Source organism: Pseudoflavonifractor sp. An187 (genome assembly GCF_002160275.1).
Lineage (GTDB): Bacteria > Bacillota > Clostridia > Oscillospirales > Oscillospiraceae > Enterenecus > Enterenecus faecium.
This window is the reverse complement of sequence record NZ_NFKG01000001.1, coordinates 302698-319749: the sequence shown is the minus strand read 5'-3', so window position 1 is coordinate 319749 and position 17052 is coordinate 302698. Positions and strand designations below refer to the sequence as shown.

Sequence of the window (17052 nt, the reverse complement as noted above, 5' to 3'; positions counted from 1 at the left end):
TTTAAAAACGGCTGAAGCGTTCTCACATCATTTCGGTCGAAAAACAGCTCTATCCCGGTGATATACTCACTGTTCACACCAATCTGCACATTATAAGCTGGCTTGAGCTGCCCGTTTCGCATGTGGTCTTCTTTCAGCCGCATAAATGTGGCATCTTCGTCTGTTTTGGAGTAACTGTTGCGCCCTTCTCCCATGGTGGATAGCATGTTTTCATACTGCTCCCACCGCTCCAGAAGTTCAGACAGGCGCTCCCATTCCTTTTGTCCGGGACTTTTCCGCCGGCCACTTCCATGGACAAAGGTAATATTTTGAGCAAACTCCTCCAACCATGCCCGCAATTCCTGTGTGGAAGTAAAACCGGTAGATCGTTCCACCTGGGCCTTTACTTTGGCCAGGTGCTTCTCCACGCTTTTGCGCCACACAAAGGTATAGCGGCCTGCACGGCTTTCCATCTTTGTTCCATCAATAAAGACAGCTCTGTGGTCTGTCTCCCCCATTTCCTCCAGCTTGCGGACAAACTGGTAGAACAGGTCTTCTATGGCTTCTCTGCACCGCCCGGTTCGAAAACGGGCAATGGTGGTGTGATCCGGTGCCTTTTGGCCTTCCAACAGCCACATAAAATCTACTCGATACCTACACGCCTCTTCCAGCTTCCGGCTGGAGTAGATGCCACACAGATACCCGTAGACAATTACCTTGAACATCACCCGTGGTTCCACTGCCGATTTCCGTCCTCTGGACGAATAGGTGCGATACAGTTTCCTGTAATCCAGTTCCTCAAGCTGGGCACTTGCCAGTCGGACGGGTGCGTTCTCCGGTAATATTTTTTGTGAGTTCAATGCAAATACCAGTTGACCGTGGCACTCATATACGGTACACTGATCTTGCTTGTTATAATTTGTCTTCACAAACAAATTATAAAGCAAATGAAACGAGAGGCCAACCCCCAAAAAGGTTAGCCTCTCGTTTTGTTGTTCTGGCCTATTTTGCAACAGGCCCTTCTGTTGCTGAGATTATTTTCTTTTTTTGCGATTCTCCCGCTTTTTCAGAATCTCCTTGCGGGCGGCGGCAGCCGATGCCCGGAGATCATCGGTGAGGCTGGCATAGCGGCTGGTCAGACGCATGTTGGAGTATTTGCGGCGGAAGGAGCGGGAATACCGTTCCAACCGGGCCACTTGCTGGCTGTAGTTGCTGCGCAGGGCGGCGGACTGGTTTTCCAGCATTTGACCCAGCTCGGCCTTACCCAGAGAGAACTGGACCTGTGCCTCGTCCCGGGCGGCGGCCAGCTTCACCACCAGCTGAGACACCAACGCCAGGTGCCGGATGGTGAGGGTGGCATCCACCAGCAGAATGACCAGTAAGACCACGCACAGGGTGTTCACCAGCCAGCCGGGGATAGTCTGGTAGATGCCGTCCACGGCGGGGTGAATCCAGAAGATCACCACATAGGACAGCGCACCCCACACCAGGGCCACCCACAGGCATACCCGGCCCTTGATGTTGAAGCGGAACCGGGAGTAGTCCCAGTAGCGCACGTGGGTGGTGGTCTCCAGAAGCCACGCCACGAAATACTCCCACGAGGTCATCACCACCACAGCGGTGAGATAGAACACAAACAGGTTGTGTTTCAGCGGGGTGAAAAAGAGGACCATTAACAGAACGCCGGCGCCGTAGATGGGGCAGATGGGGCCGTAGAGAAAGCCCCGGTCCACCAGACGGTGCTCCAGAATGGAACAGTAGCAGGTCTCCATCAACCATCCTAGAAATGAGTAAAAGATAAAGTAGAGAAATAGTGCCTGAATGGGATAGCCCAGGATGGTCAATGGGTTTCACCTCTCTTTTCTGGGTCGGACAGTAGGATACCCAGCACACCGTTATAGATGCGGTCGGGGTGTTGGGTGAAGCGCTGGGCAATGTCCTCTCCCTCCTCCCGGGTGGCGGTGAGCAGTGAGAGGGTAAAGAGGTTGTCCCGGTCGTCGTCCAGCATCAGACGCACGGTGTAGAAGGTGCCGTCGGGGGAGGGGTCCACCCGGCTGCGCACCTGGGCCTTCCGCTTCAAAGCGGCGTTGAAGGGGGCCAGGCGCTGGTCACAGCGCTTGCGGATGACGGGGGAGAGGCTGCTCTCGCCGTCGGCGCAGTTGCGGCGGCCCTTGTCAGTGGGGGAGTAGTAGTCTCCCTCACGCACCAGGTGTCCGCTCTCCAGCAGCTCCGACAGGGCCTCAGCAAATTCAAAGTAGTCCACGCCGTCGTCGCACATCACCAGATCGGTGAGGGTGGCGAAGTCAATGGGGCCCGCCACACGGGTGAGGATATAGAGAATGAGCAATTTGGTGTCCAACTTGCTGTGGATGAATCCAAAACGAGCCATGGTCTTGTTCCTGCCTTTCCTGGGATAAGGTGGCCTCATGGGCCACTTCTATATTATACCGAAAAAGGCCCAGGCTTACAAGGGAAACCTGGAGGCTCACAGGGCGGCCAGGGCGTTTCGAACCACTAAGGCATGGTACAGCCGAACCAGCAAACTCCAAGTGGGGCGGTCCAGAATACCAGTGACAGGCAGCTGTCCCAGCCCCTGCAAGTGACGGATGTGGTCGGTGGGGGTGGAGGTGGAGGGGAAATTGGTGAGAATGGGGGAGAGCGCCGTCACAACGGTGTCCACAAACGCCCATTCCGGTGTGCCAGACGAGGACGGCTCATACTGGGGGGAGATGATTTGCAGGGAGGGGGGGATCCCGTCCCGCTTCTGAATCAGCTCCGACTGCACCCGCAGGGCCAGCCAGGTGTCGTAGTCCACCACCCCGGTCACGGGAAGGCCAAAGTCCCGCTGAAAGATCATCACCCCTTCCAGGGTCCGCTCCCCAAACACCCCGTCCTCCACCAGGCGGGGCAGGGCGGGATGGGTGGCGGAGATGACGTTGAGCATGTGCTGAATGTCTCGTACCGGAGCGCCGGTGAGATTGAGTTCCATGGTTGAGATACCTCCTTAATCGTTGCTGCCGTAGGAGAGCGGATAGCCGGGAAATTGCCCGGCCTGGAATTGGTTTTCAATCTCCGAGGGGGAGATGGGCAAATTGGCGTTGGCCAGAGAGGTGGTGGCGATGCCCACGTACTCGTCGTAGAGCTTCAGCCACGTGGCGTTGTCCACCACGCCGGTGGCGGGCAGATGGTAGGCTTTCTGGAAATCCTGCACCGCCTGTTTGGTCTTGGGGCCAAAGATGCCGTCAATGGCCAGGGTGGGCAGATTGAAGGAGTATTGCCCGATGAGGGAGAGGAAATACTGGAGGGCGGAGACGGCGGGGCCCCGGTCTCCCTGGCGCAGCACCTGGATGCCCGAGGGGCCCTGGACCTGGGTGAAGCTCTGGCCCTCGCTGACCAGCTCGGAGAGCTTGGTGACGGCCACGTAGAGGAACACCAGCTTATACCAGGTACTCCGACCCACGATACCATCCACTGCCAGCCCAAAGACGGACTGGAACACCCGCACTGCTTCCTCCGTGCGTGGCCCAAAGATGCCGTCCACCTGGGCCAGGCGGGGAATGGCAGGGTAATTCTGTCCAATGCGGTTGAGCATGGCCTGGAGCACCACCACGTCCTCCCCGGAGGAGCCCTGGCGCAGGGGATAGCCTGGGTAGGAGTTGGGCACATCCCGGATGGGGGCGTCGTTGACCAGTTCGATGTCGTCCCCGTAGTAGTTGCGCAGAATGGTCATGTAGTCCGCCCCCTCCTGGGCCATGGCCTCACTGCCCCACTGGGACAGGCCGTCACAGGTGGAGGTGGTGCCGTTGCAGAACTTGGCTGCCAGGGGCTCCACAAAGCCCACTCGGCGGATGTAGGTGGTGAACATGTCGTCCACCAGGCGGTCGATGTTTTCAAAGGTGCTCCGGCCTTTGATGAATTTCTGATCGTTTTGGGTTTCGCTGGTGATGTCAAAGTCGTACCCGCGGCTGGGGTAGAACTCGGTGTACACCCGGTTGAGGGCAAAGGAGATTTGGGCCAGAATGTTGGCTTTCAGGGCTTCCTCTGACCAGGTGGGGTATACCTCGCTGGAGGCTACATTTTTGATGTAGTCGGGGAAGGTCACCGTGACGTTCTCCGCCGCCTCCTTGGGCTGGCCCAGGTGGACGGTGATATACTGGGGAATGTAGGGAATGACGGATACAGACATAGAAGCCTCCTTACAGCGGTTGTGGCGTGACGTTGGTGAACTGGGGCCGAGGGATGGGCGACTCGGGAATGGCCAGAGGGATGAGGGGCACACTCTGGGTGGTCTCTACCCCAGAAAAGATCTGGAGATTTTCGAAAACAGCCACCTGATACCCCGGGTGCTCCACCACCAGAGAGTAGGAGGAGAAGGGCAGGGGGGAGCCAGGGCTCTGGCTGAGGGCGGCGTCGGGAGCGGGCAGGGAGATGGGGCCAGCCACGCCGCTCTCGTCTGTAATGAGCACGGATAGAAGCTGATGCCTACCCTGTCCGTCCGGCTGGGACACCAACACCGTGGCCCCCTGTATGGGGAGCTGAGCCCGGGACGCATAGACGTGGACAATGAGAGAACCGTTTTGTGCCAATGCTAGGACCTCCTTGAGAAATGTTGCAAGAACTTGCACATGGAAATTGACAAACTTATGACAATGAGATAAAATGAATTGCGTATGGTGATCAAAAGAAAGATGAAATGCCGAAAAACTCTGACGGGATGTGAGGGTGTCATATGAAAAAAGATAAGATTTCTTCGGCGGTGATCCGGCGTTTGCCCCGCTATTATCGCCATTTGGATGACTTATATCGTGCCGGTACCATTCGAATCTCTTCCGGAGCCTTGGCCCAGTCCATGGGCCTGACGGCCTCCCAGATTCGCCAGGATCTGTCCTGCTTTGGCGGGTTCGGTCAGCAGGGCTACGGGTACAACGTGGAGCGGCTGCGGGGTGAGGTGGCAGAGATCCTGGGGATGAACCGAGGCCACACCGTGCTCATCTTGGGTGCCGGTAACTTGGGCCGTGCCCTCATTGAGAATTTCCCGTTCCGTGCCAATGGCTTCCGGCTGGTGGCCGCCTTTGACGTCAACCCGGACCTGGTGGACACCAAGCTGGGCGGCGTCCCCGTCTACCATGTGGATGGTCTGGACACCTTTGTGCGGGAGCACCGGGTGAGCGTGGCGGTTCTGACGGTGCCTGGGTCTGTGGCCGTGGCCACCGCTCGCCGCCTGAGCAAGCTGGGGGTGGACGGAATCTGGAATTTCACCAATGTGGAGTTGCCGGAGCAGGAGATGCCCGACGTGAAAGTGGAGAACGTGCACTTTGCAGACAGCCTGCTAACGCTGAGTTATATGATTTCTGAGGAGTAAATAGACCTCTCAAAAATTTTTCAAAAAATCGAAAAAAACACTTGCAATTTCATTTCAGCTGTGCTAATATATATGAGTCGCCAGAAAACGACAGCGACAAGCGGCTGTAGCTCAGCTGGATAGAGTGTTTGGCTACGAACCAAAAGGTCGGGGGTTCGAATCCCTCCAGCCGTACCAAAAGGCAAGTTCCGAAAGGGACTTGCCTTTTTTTCTTCCGGAGACATAGGAAAACGTCCGATGCAGGAATCAGCATCGGACGTTTTTTTCTCGGTCAGTCCGTGACCTGTTTCATGTTGGGGTAGACCTGATGAATCCGCTCATCGGGGTAGTAGTGGTCCAAAAATTCGGTGAAGCCGTTGGTGGGGGCGTCAGGGGCCGATTGGCGCTGTTGATACCGACCCAGAGCCAGGGCGGAGATGGCCATATTGAACACCATGAACACAACAATCACCCAGGTGAGCACTTTGCCCGCTTTCATGGGGATGCGCTCAATGAGACGGGACAGGCGGGGATAGAGGACCTTCATCCACACGGCGGCGGCAATGCCCCAGAAGAAGCAGTAGAGCAGATTGATGCGTCCGGCCAGGTTGAAGGGGATGTGGCTGTAATCCCAGAACACGGTGCCGAAGACCAGCTCGGTGAAGACACTACACACATATTCGTACACACCGCCCACAATGGTGCCGGCAAGGAAGAGGTAGCCCTCGCTCTTGTCTTTGTACCGATAGAGCAGGGCGGTGAACATCACAGCGCCAAGGCCCCACACAATACTAAAGGGACCGTAGATGAGACTGCTGCGGCTCATCCAGATGCCCATGGTGGCCCGGCAGAACAGCGTCTCGATGATATCGCCCAGCAGGGCGGCAATGAAGAAAATCCAAATCAGCTTGGTGGGAGAACAGCCCTGGGCAAACACGGTGGGCTTGGGCTTTTGGGAGGGGGCGGCCTGCTCCAGATTGGGGAAGGCGTGGAGCATACGGGTCTGGACCCGCCGGGTGATGGCGTGGCCGAAGAGAGCGGTGAGCTCCTGGAAGTCTCGGGACAGCTGTTCCAGACGGCGGATACGCACGCCCATCTGTACCGTGATGCCCAGAGAGAGGGCCAGGTCCAGGGCGACCAGTCCCAATCCCACCAGAACCAGGATGCGGGACAGCAGGGGAGGGAGGTCACCCAACACCAAGGCTAGAAGGGGGTTGAGAAAACTCACACACAGCCATGCGCCCACACCCAGCACCAGCAGCAGGGGCAGGGAGATGTACCCATGAAAGTGGAATTTGTGGTCGGAGAAGTCCCACCATCTGCGGTGGAGCATGCGCTCCAGAGCGACACCGGTGGTAATGACCAGAATGCCGGACAGAACGCAGGAGCCCAGAATAAAGAACAGGGGGCGGTGGGTCAGTTCCGAGAGGAACACCGTGGAGAGTACCGCTCCAATGCCGTAAATGGGGCTGACAGGAAGGTTGAGAAAGCCTGGGTTGACAAAGGAATGTTTTTTGACGGCACAGAATGCCACGCTGATGCACCAGCCCAGAATGGAATAGATGAGAAAGAACCAGGCCAGTTGGGAGAGTGAGTATGTCATGAAAAGCTCCTTTCGGGGTTGTTCTGAGAAAGACAAAAACTCACCACAGTATTGCTGATTACTGGGGTGAGTCAAAAAATATGCAGCATTGCGGGCTGATGGGAGATCAGCGCTGGCTGGGCACGGTGCGATCATCACCGAAAATCATATCATCCACATCAGGCTTGCGGGGATATTCTTTCACAAGTTTCACCTCTTTTCTCTTGCGCTGTTGTACATTATAGCAACATGTATCGGAAAAGTAAAGGGTGGAATTGTAAAATACAAATAAAGTTTTGGGCAAAGTGTAGAAAAGTGGAGGGATAACGAGGAAGATAGGGGAGAAAAAATGCTTGCAATTTCCCAGGGGGTGTATTATAATAAGCTTCACCGAGTTGAAATATGCGGGTGTAGTTCAATGGTAGAATGTCAGCTTCCCAAGCTGAACACGGGGGTTCGATTCCCCTCACCCGCTCCAATGAAAAAGACACGCTAAAAAGCGTGTCTTTTTCATTGGGAGCCATAGGCTCATTTCAATGCTCGGCGGAAGTGAATTCCGCCTGCGCCAAGGTTTTCGCCCAGGCGAAAACACTTGTACGGCGCACCAGCGCCGCCCGGCTTTGCGGGACCCTGTACTTATAATTATAAAAATGCCTGGAGAGAAGCCCTCTCCAGGCATTTTTGAGTCTTACTTTAGAAACACCAGTTCATAGCTGCGAGAGCCGATGCCGATCGTTTCAGCGTGCTCCAGACAGGTCTTGTACTCCGAGTCGGGGGTGCTGTTTTCAAAATGATCGTGGTGGTCACAGAAATCCGGCTTGGCCATGTTGTCGCTGAGCTGGCTGTTGGGCAGGGGATCGCAGGCCAGGCAGGCGTCCACACAGGCCTGGTCCAGGGCCAGGGGATCAAAGGAGGCGAACATGCCGATGTTGGGGAGGATGGGGGCGTCGTTCTCGGCGTGGCAGTCACAGTTGGGGCTGACGTCCACAATGAGAGAGATGTGGAAGTTGGGACGGCCGTCCACCACTGCTTTGGCATACTCCGCCATGCGGCAATTCAGGTCCTTCACAGCGGCCCAACTGGAGAAGTCGATGGCGTCAAAGTTGCAGGCACCGATGCACCGGCCACAGCCCACGCAGTTCTCGGTGACAATGTGCATCTTCCGGGTGGTCTCGTCAAAGGCCAGACCCTGGTTGGCGCACTCCTTCATGCAAGACTTGCAGCCCACGCACTTGTCCTGGTGTACGGAGGGCTGACCGTTGTGGTGCTGCTCCTTCTTACCGGCCCGGGAGCCGCAGCCCATGCCGATGTTCTTGATGGCGCCGCCAAAGCCCGCCATCTCATGGCCCTTGAAGTGGTTCAGAGAGATGAACACGTCAGCGTCCATAATGGCTCGGCCGATCTTGGCGTTTTGGACGTACTCTCCGTTGACGGGGACCTCCACATCGTCGGTGCCCTTCAGACCGTCGCCAATGAGGATGGGACAGCCCACAGTCATGGGGGTGAAGCCGTTTTCCCAGGCGCAGTACAGGTGCTCCAGGGCGTTTTTCCGGCTGCCCACATAGAGGGTGTTGCAGTCGGTGAGGAAGGGCTTGCCACCCAGCTCCTTCACCACATCAGCCACAGCTTTGGCGTAGTTGGGGCGGAGGAAGCCCAGATTGCCCAGCTCGCCGAAGTGCATCTTGATGGCCACGAACTTGTTATCCATGTCGATCTCGCCAATGCCTGCGGCCCGGATGAGCCGCTTGAGCTTGGTGGGAAGGCCCTCGCCCAGCTTGGTGCGGAAATCGGTGTAGTAAACGTTTGCTTTTTCCATACCTCATTGCTCCTTGTCTCGAAATAGGGTGAAAGTCATGTAAGAACAGTATAGCGGAGCCAGGAGAATTTGGCAAGAATCATCCGGGAAGGCTTTGAAAAGTTAGGCCTGCCAAACTGCTTTGAGGATGGCGCCAATTTTAGGCGGAGTGCCGTAGAGGAGCACGCCCACTCGGTAGATCTTGGCGGACAGCACCCCGATACCCACCACAGACACCGCCAGAATACCGATGGACAGGACAATCTGATAGACAGGGACGGTGCTCATAGCGATGCGGGCAAACATGGCGATGGGGGAGGTGAAGGGGACGAACGAGCACACCATCATGGCGATGTTGTCCACCGCACCGCTGCCCATGCTGAACATGACCACGCAGAAGGCAATGACAAAGAGCATGGACAGAGGCATGATGGAGGTGTTGATATCCTCCAGCTTGGTGGCAGTGGAGCCGATGGCGCCGTAGAGGAAGGCATAGAGAAGGAAGCCCAGAACGAAGAACACCAGCAGATATACCAGCAGGGACAGGGGCATGTCAAACAGGGAGGTCATCACGGAATTGCCGCCCCAAGCGTCCAGATTGAGCTGGTAGAAGAGAAGGGCGGAGCCGAAGATGACCGCCAGCTGGACAAACCCGGCGATGCAGGAGGCCAGCACCTTGCCGAACATCATGTTTACCGGGGTAGCGCTGGTGATGAGCAGTTCCATGGCTCGGGAGCTCTTTTCAGTGGCCACGTGGGAGGCTACCATCTGGCCGTAGAGCATGATGACCATGTACAGGGCCAACGTCATAATGTAGGTGTACCAGTAATTTTGGGCCTGGTCCACCCCCAGAAGTTCCTCTTTGGCGTCAATCTGAAGGGAGAGAATCTCCCCGGCCTGGTCCGGGCTCAGTCCCTGTTGGGTCATGGCCTCCACCTGGGCTAGGCTCACCAGAACTTGATTGGCCACCTGGGTAGTCTGGTCGTAGAGGGAACGATTGTACACATAATAGGTGTAGGAAGTCAGGGAGTCAAAGACCAGGGCACAATCGGCCTCCTGGTTGGACACCTGCTCCTTGATTTTAGCGAGGTCGTCTTGCGTCCAAGTCACCGTCTGGTCAGGGAAGGCAGAGGCCAGGGCCTGGGCAATGGTCTCGCCCATCTCTTGAGAGGGGGCGGAGATCAAAATCACCGACTGCTCGGTGGGCTCATCGGAGGAATCTCCGCCCATGGAGCCGAAGAAACCAATCAGGTTGGGCAGGAACATCACCACGGCCAGAACAGCCACAATGAACAGGGTGGAGCCCACAAACACCTTGTTTTTAAAGTAGTTTTTCAGCTCAAAGCTGAGAATAGTACGAAATTGTCTCATGATCTCTTCTCCCTTCACACGTGGTCCCCGGCGTATTCCACGAAGATGTCGTTGAGGGACGGCTCGTAGACCTGCACCCGGTCAATGTCGTAGCGGGCCACCAGTTGCCCCATCATCTCCTGCTTCTGGCTGGGGCTGTCCAGGCGGAGAAGCACCTCGCCGGGCTGCACCAGCTGGCAGCGATTGCCCAGTTGGGAGAGAATCTCCCGGTATTGGGGGCTGAACACGGTGAGACGGTCCCGGGGATAGCTGCGCTTGATCTGTTCCAGATTGCCGGAGATGGCGATTTTGCCCTGATTGAGGATGGCGATCTCCTGGCAGAACTCCTCGATGTAGTTCATCTGGTGGGAGGAGAAGAGGACGATTTTTCCCTTTTGAATCTGCTCCTTCACCACATCTTTGAGCAGAGCGGCATTTACCGGGTCCAGACCGGAGAAGGGCTCATCCAGTACGATGATATCGGGGTCATGGGCCAGGGCGGTGATGAGCTGGATTTTCTGCTGGTTGCCTTTGGACAGGGTGTCCAGCCGCTTGGTTTCGTACTCCTCCATGCCCAGCCGTTCCAGCCAGTGGCGCACCGAGGCCACCGCCTTGGCACGCTTCATCCCCTTGAGCTGGGCGAAGTATACCAGCTGTTGCCCGATGGGCTTTTTGGGGTACAGCCCTCGCTCCTCGGGGAGGTAGCCCAGGGACACCTTGCGGTAGTCGATGGGCTTCCCATCCAGGAGAACTTCTCCGCTGTTTTGAGGGAAGACGTCCATGAGAATGCGGATGGTGGTGGTCTTACCGGCGCCGTTTCGGCCCAGCAGGCCGAAGGCCTGGCCTCCCTCAGCGGTGAGGGAGATGCCCTGGAGCACCTGCTTGGCTCCAAAGCTCTTTTCGATGTTGCGTAGTTCCAATTTCATTATTGCTTACCTCAACTTCTCTTTTTATCCATTTGTAGGGATGTGTAGTTGTACACAAACTGCTGTACCAGCCAGAGACCGCCCACCAACAGACTATACGAAGGGGCGACCAGGTCAATGACGGATAGAATGGATAGTATTGCCATGATGCCGGGGAAAATCAGACCCATTACCTTGAAGGCCTGGTAGCTGCATTGGGCGATCTGCTGCCGCTCGGCTTCATCGCAGCTCTCGTACCAGTCCTTTTGAAACTTAAAATCAAAAATATCACCACGCTTTTCGGGAAATAGTTTCTTAGTAGCGGAGATGATGCGGGCTTGAATTGCTGTCATCCAGATGATGTGCCCGATGAGTAGGAACCAGGAGAGGTTGAACCCCCAAGAGGATGCATAGCTCAGAGCCATGGCCAAGAACATGAGCACCGTGGCCAGATTGGCCAGAAACATGGCCCGGCACAAAGTCAGGTTGGCCTGGGGAAATGCCTCGTCGTCCGCCAAAGCCTTGGGGATCAAACGCTTTCCCCGGAAGTAGTACCAAGTGGCCCCTATCAACAGCGAAAATCCGGGGACATAGCACCAGGGACCTAGGGAAGCCAGCATCAGGTTGAACTGCTCGCCGAGATTGCGGACAGAGAACTCATTGGACACGGCGGCAACGCCCACGATGCCGCCAATGAGGCCGCAGATGATGATGATCACGGCGAAGGTAACATAGATACGAGCGGGTGATTTTTTCTTAGCTTCTTTCATGATGACTCCTCCTCTGTGAGATAAAAGACGTCCTCCACCGGGAGGTGGAACACCTGGGCAATGCGAAGGGCCAGGGTGATGGAGGGGTTGTAGTCCCCTCGCTCAATGAGGCTGATGGTCTGCCGGGAGGCTCCCACCAATGTCCCCAGCTCCTGCTGGTTGATGCCCTGGGCTGCCCGAAACTCCTTGAGTCGATTCTGTAGCGGCATGAGCACCCCTCCTTGACAAGTATTATTTGCGTTATGACAGCTATCTTTGGCAAACATAAGATAGCATTGACAAGGATTATTGTCAATAGGGAAAAATAAAGAAAACGTAAAAATCTGTTTCCACCCGGTGAAGAGGGTGGATTTTTTCAAAAGCTTCGGTATAATGGAGAGGTGGTCCGAGGGGGGAAGGGCGAAACCCCACGGAATCTTGTCAGATACATGAGAGGTTGGATGGAAACCATGGGAATATGGATTGTGATAGGAGTTGTTGCAGCGCTGCTGCTCTTTTGGGTTATGTCGGTGCGGTGCCGCCATGGACACCCGGCGTGGGAGGTGCTGCGCCGATACCGATATGCCCACCGGGGGCTGCATGATGAAACACGGGGCATCCCGGAAAATTCCCTGACTGCGTTTCGCCGGGCGGCGGAGCGGGGGTATGGGGCCGAATTGGATGTGCACTTGACCCGGGACGGGAGTCTGGTGGTCATCCACGACGACTCCCTGCTGCGTACCGCTGGGGTGGACGTGGATGTGGCTTCTCTGACGGCGGAGCAGCTGTCTCAGTACCGCCTGGAGGGCACTCAGGAGAAAATCCCGTTTTTGGAGGAGGTGCTGCCTCTGTTTGAGGGGCGGGCCCCGCTGATTGTGGAGCTGAAAGCGGAGAAAAATGCGGCTCGGCTGGCCAAGGCGGCCTGTCAGGTGCTGGACCGCTACAAGGTCAACTATTGCATTGAGTCCTTTCACCCCAAGGTGTTGATGTGGCTCAAGCGGCACCGTCCTGAAATCTGCCGGGGGCAGTTGAGTCAGAACTTCATCCGTGAGCGCAGCGGGATACCTCTGGTGGCTGCGGTGGTGATGACCAACGTGCTCACCAACTTGGTGACGTGCCCGGATTTTGTGGCCTATAAATGGAAGGACCGCCGCCAACTCTCTCTGTTTCTGGCCAGACGCCTGTGGCGGGGCCAGGAGGTGAGCTGGACCATCCGGGATTCTGCATCTATGCAGCGGGTGGAGCAGGAGGGCTGCCTGCCTATTTTTGAGGAATTTCAGCCGTGAGAAATTTTAACATGGAGCTGGATGAAAACAGCAGAGGGTCTGCGGTGAAAAGGTCGCAGACCCTCTGCTGTTGCTAAAAAGTGATGATTTGGAACCTGATGGCCCCATGTTAAAACTTGTTGCTTTACAAGTTTGGTGTTCTCTCGTACAATGCGGGCAAGGATGGTGATTGAGTCATGCTAGGTGATAACATTAAGAAATACCGCCGGGAGAGAGAATATACCCAGGAAGAACTGTCTGCTAAACTGCATGTGGTTCGCCAGACGTTGTCCAAGTGGGAGAACAATGCGTCTGTGCCAGATGCAGAGGTTCTAATCAGAATATCTCGAGCGTTGGAGGTGCCGGTCAGCGTACTGCTGGACCTGACGCCGGAGGAAGAAACCGTGGACTTGACGGATGAGTTGGCAAGGGTCAACGAGGAGCTGGCAGAGCGCAATCAACAGCTCCAAAGAAACACATTGGCCAGCCAGAAGCGGGGGCAAATCGTATTTCTCTCCTTCGCGGCCCTGATGGTTGTGATCCTAGTGGACAATCCCTTGGCGTCGCTGCTTTTGGTGGGGGCCTGCATTGCATTGTCACTGCTGATCCTGTATCGGAATTTGTCTCTGTTTTCCGAGAGTACGGTTTCCATATCCCAGATGAAAGCGCTGAAAGTTGTGACGATATTCAACGCAGTGTTTTTGATTGTGTTGCTGGCAGTTTGTGGCCTGCTGCAAGCCCAGGTGATCACGCTGACGGCGCAGCAGGAACAGTGGTTGCTTATGGGCGTGTTTTCCGGTCTGTTCCTTTTCTTTGGTGCGCTTTCTCCACGGCTGCCATATCAGCGGCATACCGGCCTGCGTCTGCCATGGACGGTGCGGGATGAAGATACCTGGAACCTGGCCCATAGAATCATCGGCGTCATCTCGTTGCCCTTGACGCTGCTATACCTTGCCGCAGCTTTTTCGGTTTCGGATATGGAGCTCATTGGAACGATTTCTGTGATTGCCCTGATGTTGTATATCGGCATACCGGGTGTGATCTCTCTGGTGTTTTTCTGGAGAAAATATCATTGAGGAAGGTTCAAATGTTGTCAGTTATAAAGACACGTCGATATTGTTCCAGACGTGCATCGGCGCTGACGCTCCACAATGCAATGGGGGAGGGCGAGTAAAGTCTGGTCACTCCGTATGGTCTGCCGTTAATCCAGACGCTTTCTTTCCCTGTGTTATCTTTCGCCCTGGGATGAGGACCCTTGTCTGCAAAGAAACGGTTGACGAGCTTTTTCACTTCGGCTCTGCTGGTATAGATCAATTCCTCAATGTTGGGATACTCCAGCAGTAGCTTATCCAGAGGCTTGGGCTCAATGGAGATTAACGAGGCGTCATCGGATTTGCCGTTTCGGTGGATGCAGCTGCCCACAATATCGGTGATACCGATGTCTAACTCCTGTAACAGCTGCTTTCGTTGGTTCACTGCTTCTGTGGTGTTCACGAACTCCAGTGTGGTGCCTGTCACCTCAGAAAGTAACTTCCAAAAAGAATTGTCTCTGGAGCCGTAGTAGAAATCCACATCGTTGTCGTGTAAGGCTCTTCCCCCGGAGGTGCAAAACCGAAAGGGCGGCATGGTTCCAATGATGAGTTTGGTGGCACCCTCTGGGATGTAGGGCTCGTAGGGGTGGATGGAACGAAGCGTTTCTTCCATAGAATTTCCTCCTGAGAGTGAGATGAGAAAACGCCGCAGTTTTCACTGCGGCGTTTTCATAAATAAGTGGTGGACCTGAACGGGATCGAACCGTCGACCTCTCGGATGCGAACCGAACGCTCTCCCAGCTGAGCTACAGGCCCGTACCCAACTATTATAACAGAAAAAAACAGTTTGTAAAGAGAAAAATGGAGAAAATGAAAAAAGAGTCCAAAGGGGAAAAGTTTAAAATTCAGTTGAAAAAGTCGTGACGATGTGATAAAATAATCAACGGCTTTTAACACGCTTGTGTGTGGAGTAAGGCCGCGCTAGTCGGGGAGTTAGCGGTGCCCTGTATCTGCAACCCGCTATAGCAGGGATGAATCCCGGCCCCCGGAGACAAAATGTACTGACTGCCCCATATAAGCAGCGATGATGGATTGGTCCTGCGCAACGTAGCCCCGTGAACCGTGTCAGGCGGGGAACCGAGCAGCACTAAGCGGACCGCTGCGTGTGCCGCGGGGGTGCCGGTCTTGAGCCGGCTGTATGGGTAACGGGTATATTTTGTGCTTCAAAGGCCGGTGCGCGGTCTTATTCTGTACACAAGCGATTTCCTTTTTAGGGGGTGAGGCGTTTGTACCAGGCGTTGTACCGAAAGTGGCGTCCCCGCAGCTTTGACGACGTGGTGGGGCAGGGACATATTACAGAGACCCTCAAGCGTCAGGTGCAGGGGGGACGGCTGACCCACGCCTATCTGTTTACCGGAACCAGAGGAACGGGTAAGACCACCTGTGCCAAAATTCTGGCCCGGGCCGTGAACTGTCAGCATCCTCAGGACGGCAACCCCTGCAACCAGTGTCCGGCGTGTATGGGCATTGAGAACGGCTCCATCCTGGACGTGGTGGAGCTGGACGCAGCCTCCAATAACCGCGTGGACGACGTGCGTGCCATGCTGGAGGAGGCGGCCTATACCCCGGCCACCGTGGCCAAGCGGGTGTATATCATCGACGAGGTGCACATGCTCTCGCCTCAGGCCTTCAATGCGCTGCTGCAAATTCTGGAGGAGCCGCCCGCCCACTTGATGTTCATCCTGGCCACCACAGAGCTGCACAAGGTGCCGGCCACCATCAAGAGCCGGTGCCAGCAATTCGCCTTTAAGCGCATCCGGGCCGAGGAGATTGCCGGACGTTTGAATTACGTGGCCGCTCAGGAGGGCATTGAGCTGACCCAAGAGGGGGCACAGCTCATCGCCCGTCTGGCCGATGGCGGTATGCGTGACGCCCTATCCCTGCTGGATCAGTGTGTGGGGGCAGGGGGGACCGTAGACCAGGACCGGGTGTTTCAGGTGCTGGGCCTGGCGGGTAATCTCCAGACGGTGGCGCTGTTGGAGGAGATCGCAGCGGGCAACCTGTCTGGCGCATTGGCACGACTGGCCAGCTTGTACACCGGAGGCAAGGAGATGGCAGCCTTGGCCGGGGAACTGTCCGCTTTGCTGCGGGACCTGTTGGTGAGCAAGAGCGCTCCCAAGGGCGGGGCGGGACTGCTCACCGGGGGCTATGACTCGGGCACCCTGGAGCGGTTGGGACAGCTGTTCGACGTGCCTCGGCTGGTCCAGATGCTCGCTTTAGTGCAGAAGACCGCGGGCGAGCTGGTCCACTCTGCAAACCGACGCACAGACATGGAGTTGTGCTTGGTGATGCTGTGTGACCCCTCTCTGGACGGAAGTGTCCATGCCTTGACTGCCAGAGTGGCAAAGTTGGAGCAGCAATTGGCTTCCGGCGTTGTGGTTCAGCAAACGACAAGCGAAAAACCTTTACAGAGAAGCCCGGCACCAACTCCGGCTCAAAAGAGCACACAGCCTGAGCCAGACCTGTCCACTCCAGTGGCGTCTGACCCTCCACCCTGGGAGGTGGCAGAGAAACCGGTGCCACAACAACCTGCAAGAAAAAAAACTTTACAGGAAAAGCCGGCGGAAGAGACTCCGGCACCCCCTGCGGTTGAGCCTCGGCCAGCCCCGCCCGAGTCTGTGACACACGTGGGAGGGCAGACGGGATGGCCTGGCTGGAATGTGGTGTGTGGCCAGCTCAAAGGTGTGCTGTCCACCGGAGATTACACCTTCTTCTCCATGCCCGCCATGCTCACTGGACGGTGGGACGGGGATGTGGTGACTATCTGGGCCGCCAATCAGTTTGTGGCGGACCTGGTGGAGAAGCCGGATATCTCTGGAGCGGTCTCCCAGGTGGTTGGGCGATATATGGGACAGCGGGTTCCGGTGAAAGTTCAGGTGGGAGCGCCTCCGGCAGAGACGGTGCAGACGCCGCCTACTTCACAGCCCCCAGAAGAAGGGGATGCTCTGGACGCCTTTCTGGCAGCGGGGCACAGCAATGTAACCGTAGAATAATT

General features: G+C 56.2%; 17 protein-coding genes, 3 tRNA genes and 1 other RNA gene. 7 read left to right on the top strand and 14 right to left on the bottom strand.

Annotated elements, in window-relative coordinates; genetic code table 11:
- The 6 genes from B5F22_RS01610 to B5F22_RS01585 all read right to left on the bottom strand — a co-directional run.
- On the bottom strand, window positions 1-704 hold a 704-nt coding region (locus tag B5F22_RS01610), incomplete at its 3' end, for a transposase (RefSeq protein WP_242955030.1).
- A gap of 309 nt (window positions 705-1013) precedes the next feature.
- On the bottom strand, window positions 1014-1823 hold the full coding sequence (locus B5F22_RS01605) for a putative ABC transporter permease (RefSeq protein ID WP_087390058.1): 810 nt from the start codon (window positions 1821-1823) through the stop codon (window positions 1014-1016).
- The gene (locus B5F22_RS01600) at window positions 1820-2368 is read right to left on the bottom strand and encodes a DUF4364 family protein (protein ID WP_087229499.1); all 549 of its coding nucleotides are present in this window, start codon (window positions 2366-2368) and stop codon (window positions 1820-1822) included. Before B5F22_RS01600 ends, B5F22_RS01605 begins: the two co-directional genes overlap by 4 nt.
- Before the next feature lie 96 nt (window positions 2369-2464).
- The gene (locus B5F22_RS01595; RefSeq protein ID WP_087390055.1) at window positions 2465-2968 is read right to left on the bottom strand and encodes a peptidoglycan-binding protein; all 504 of its coding nucleotides are present in this window, start codon (window positions 2966-2968) and stop codon (window positions 2465-2467) included.
- A 15-nt stretch (window positions 2969-2983) separates the two neighbouring features.
- Window positions 2984-4165, bottom strand: a complete 1182-nt coding sequence (locus B5F22_RS01590; RefSeq protein WP_087390052.1) for a peptidoglycan-binding protein — start codon at window positions 4163-4165, stop codon at window positions 2984-2986.
- Between the two features lie 10 nt (window positions 4166-4175).
- Complete coding sequence (locus B5F22_RS01585) at window positions 4176-4565, bottom strand: carboxypeptidase regulatory-like domain-containing protein (protein WP_087390050.1); 390 nt, start codon at window positions 4563-4565, stop codon at window positions 4176-4178.
- Between the two features lie 143 nt (window positions 4566-4708).
- Between B5F22_RS01585 and B5F22_RS01580 the strand changes: the two genes are divergently transcribed.
- Both B5F22_RS01580 and B5F22_RS01575 read left to right on the top strand, forming a co-directional pair.
- Window positions 4709-5341, top strand: a complete 633-nt coding sequence (locus B5F22_RS01580; RefSeq protein WP_087229511.1) for a redox-sensing transcriptional repressor Rex — start codon at window positions 4709-4711, stop codon at window positions 5339-5341.
- 100 nt (window positions 5342-5441) lie between these two features.
- Window positions 5442-5518, top strand: a tRNA-Arg gene (locus B5F22_RS01575).
- A 94-nt stretch (window positions 5519-5612) separates the two neighbouring features.
- Here the strand turns inward: B5F22_RS01575 and B5F22_RS01570 are convergent.
- The gene (locus B5F22_RS01570) at window positions 5613-6923 is read right to left on the bottom strand and encodes a putative ABC transporter permease (protein ID WP_087390047.1); all 1311 of its coding nucleotides are present in this window, start codon (window positions 6921-6923) and stop codon (window positions 5613-5615) included.
- Between the two features lie 383 nt (window positions 6924-7306).
- Between B5F22_RS01570 and B5F22_RS01565 the strand changes: the two genes are divergently transcribed.
- Window positions 7307-7380, top strand: a tRNA-Gly gene (locus B5F22_RS01565).
- A 210-nt stretch (window positions 7381-7590) separates the two neighbouring features.
- Here B5F22_RS01565 and B5F22_RS01560 read toward each other — a convergent pair.
- The 5 genes from B5F22_RS01560 to B5F22_RS01540 form a co-directional block, all read right to left on the bottom strand.
- A complete protein-coding gene (locus B5F22_RS01560; RefSeq protein WP_087390046.1) occupies window positions 7591-8718 on the bottom strand; it encodes a DUF362 domain-containing protein in 1128 nt (375 codons plus the stop codon).
- 102 nt (window positions 8719-8820) lie between these two features.
- Complete coding sequence (locus B5F22_RS01555; protein ID WP_087390044.1) at window positions 8821-10068, bottom strand: ABC transporter permease; 1248 nt, start codon at window positions 10066-10068, stop codon at window positions 8821-8823.
- Between the two features lie 14 nt (window positions 10069-10082).
- Entirely contained in the window at window positions 10083-10973 is an 891-nt protein-coding gene (locus B5F22_RS01550; protein ID WP_087390041.1) for an ATP-binding cassette domain-containing protein, read from the bottom strand.
- Window positions 10974-10984: 11 nt separating this feature from the next.
- Window positions 10985-11722 (bottom strand): DUF3169 family protein, encoded by a 738-nt coding sequence (locus B5F22_RS01545; RefSeq protein WP_087390040.1) that lies wholly within the window; start codon window positions 11720-11722, stop codon window positions 10985-10987.
- Window positions 11719-11931: a helix-turn-helix transcriptional regulator gene (locus B5F22_RS01540; RefSeq protein ID WP_087390038.1), complete on the bottom strand. Its 213-nt coding sequence runs from the start codon at window positions 11929-11931 to the stop codon at window positions 11719-11721. Before B5F22_RS01540 ends, B5F22_RS01545 begins: the two co-directional genes overlap by 4 nt.
- Window positions 11932-12171: 240 nt before the next feature.
- On the opposite strand from B5F22_RS01540, the gene B5F22_RS01535 reads away from it, so the two are divergent.
- Together B5F22_RS01535 and B5F22_RS01530 are read left to right on the top strand one after the other, a co-directional pair.
- Entirely contained in the window at window positions 12172-12987 is an 816-nt protein-coding gene (locus B5F22_RS01535) for a glycerophosphodiester phosphodiesterase family protein (RefSeq protein WP_204210478.1), read from the top strand.
- Between the two features lie 176 nt (window positions 12988-13163).
- On the top strand, window positions 13164-14042 hold the full coding sequence (locus tag B5F22_RS01530; protein ID WP_087390032.1) for an XRE family transcriptional regulator: 879 nt from the start codon (window positions 13164-13166) through the stop codon (window positions 14040-14042).
- Window positions 14043-14049: 7 nt separating this feature from the next.
- On the opposite strand, the gene B5F22_RS01525 is transcribed toward B5F22_RS01530, so the two are convergent.
- Both B5F22_RS01525 and B5F22_RS01520 read right to left on the bottom strand, forming a co-directional pair.
- Entirely contained in the window at window positions 14050-14670 is a 621-nt protein-coding gene (locus B5F22_RS01525) for a uracil-DNA glycosylase family protein (RefSeq protein WP_087390029.1), read from the bottom strand.
- Between the two features lie 67 nt (window positions 14671-14737).
- A tRNA-Ala gene (locus B5F22_RS01520) sits at window positions 14738-14813 on the bottom strand.
- 160 nt (window positions 14814-14973) lie between these two features.
- Between B5F22_RS01520 and ffs the strand changes: the two genes are divergently transcribed.
- An RNA gene (ffs, locus tag B5F22_RS01515) (signal recognition particle sRNA large type) lies at window positions 14974-15238 on the top strand.
- A 45-nt stretch (window positions 15239-15283) separates the two neighbouring features.
- Window positions 15284-17050, top strand: a complete 1767-nt coding sequence (gene dnaX / locus B5F22_RS01510) for a DNA polymerase III subunit gamma/tau (protein ID WP_087390027.1) — start codon at window positions 15284-15286, stop codon at window positions 17048-17050.
- Window positions 17051-17052 lie beyond the last annotated feature (2 nt).

Coding starts and splice junctions, on each gene's coding strand:
- B5F22_RS01600 (WP_087229499.1), bottom strand. CDS start 2,368: ATGGCTCGTTTTGGATTCATCCACAGCAAGTTGGACACCAAATTGCTC.
- B5F22_RS01595 (WP_087390055.1), bottom strand. CDS start 2,968: ATGGAACTCAATCTCACCGGCGCTCCGGTACGAGACATTCAGCACATG.
- B5F22_RS01590 (WP_087390052.1), bottom strand. CDS start 4,165: ATGTCTGTATCCGTCATTCCCTACATTCCCCAGTATATCACCGTCCAC.
- B5F22_RS01580 (WP_087229511.1), top strand. CDS start 4,709: ATGAAAAAAGATAAGATTTCTTCGGCGGTGATCCGGCGTTTGCCCCGC.
- B5F22_RS01570 (WP_087390047.1), bottom strand. CDS start 6,923: ATGACATACTCACTCTCCCAACTGGCCTGGTTCTTTCTCATCTATTCC.
- B5F22_RS01560 (WP_087390046.1), bottom strand. CDS start 8,718: ATGGAAAAAGCAAACGTTTACTACACCGATTTCCGCACCAAGCTGGGC.
- B5F22_RS01555 (WP_087390044.1), bottom strand. CDS start 10,068: ATGAGACAATTTCGTACTATTCTCAGCTTTGAGCTGAAAAACTACTTT.
- B5F22_RS01550 (WP_087390041.1), bottom strand. CDS start 10,973: ATGAAATTGGAACTACGCAACATCGAAAAGAGCTTTGGAGCCAAGCAG.
- B5F22_RS01545 (WP_087390040.1), bottom strand. CDS start 11,722: ATGAAAGAAGCTAAGAAAAAATCACCCGCTCGTATCTATGTTACCTTC.
- B5F22_RS01540 (WP_087390038.1), bottom strand. CDS start 11,931: ATGCCGCTACAGAATCGACTCAAGGAGTTTCGGGCAGCCCAGGGCATC.
- B5F22_RS01535 (WP_204210478.1), top strand. CDS start 12,172: ATGGGAATATGGATTGTGATAGGAGTTGTTGCAGCGCTGCTGCTCTTT.
- B5F22_RS01530 (WP_087390032.1), top strand. CDS start 13,164: ATGCTAGGTGATAACATTAAGAAATACCGCCGGGAGAGAGAATATACC.
- B5F22_RS01525 (WP_087390029.1), bottom strand. CDS start 14,670: ATGGAAGAAACGCTTCGTTCCATCCACCCCTACGAGCCCTACATCCCA.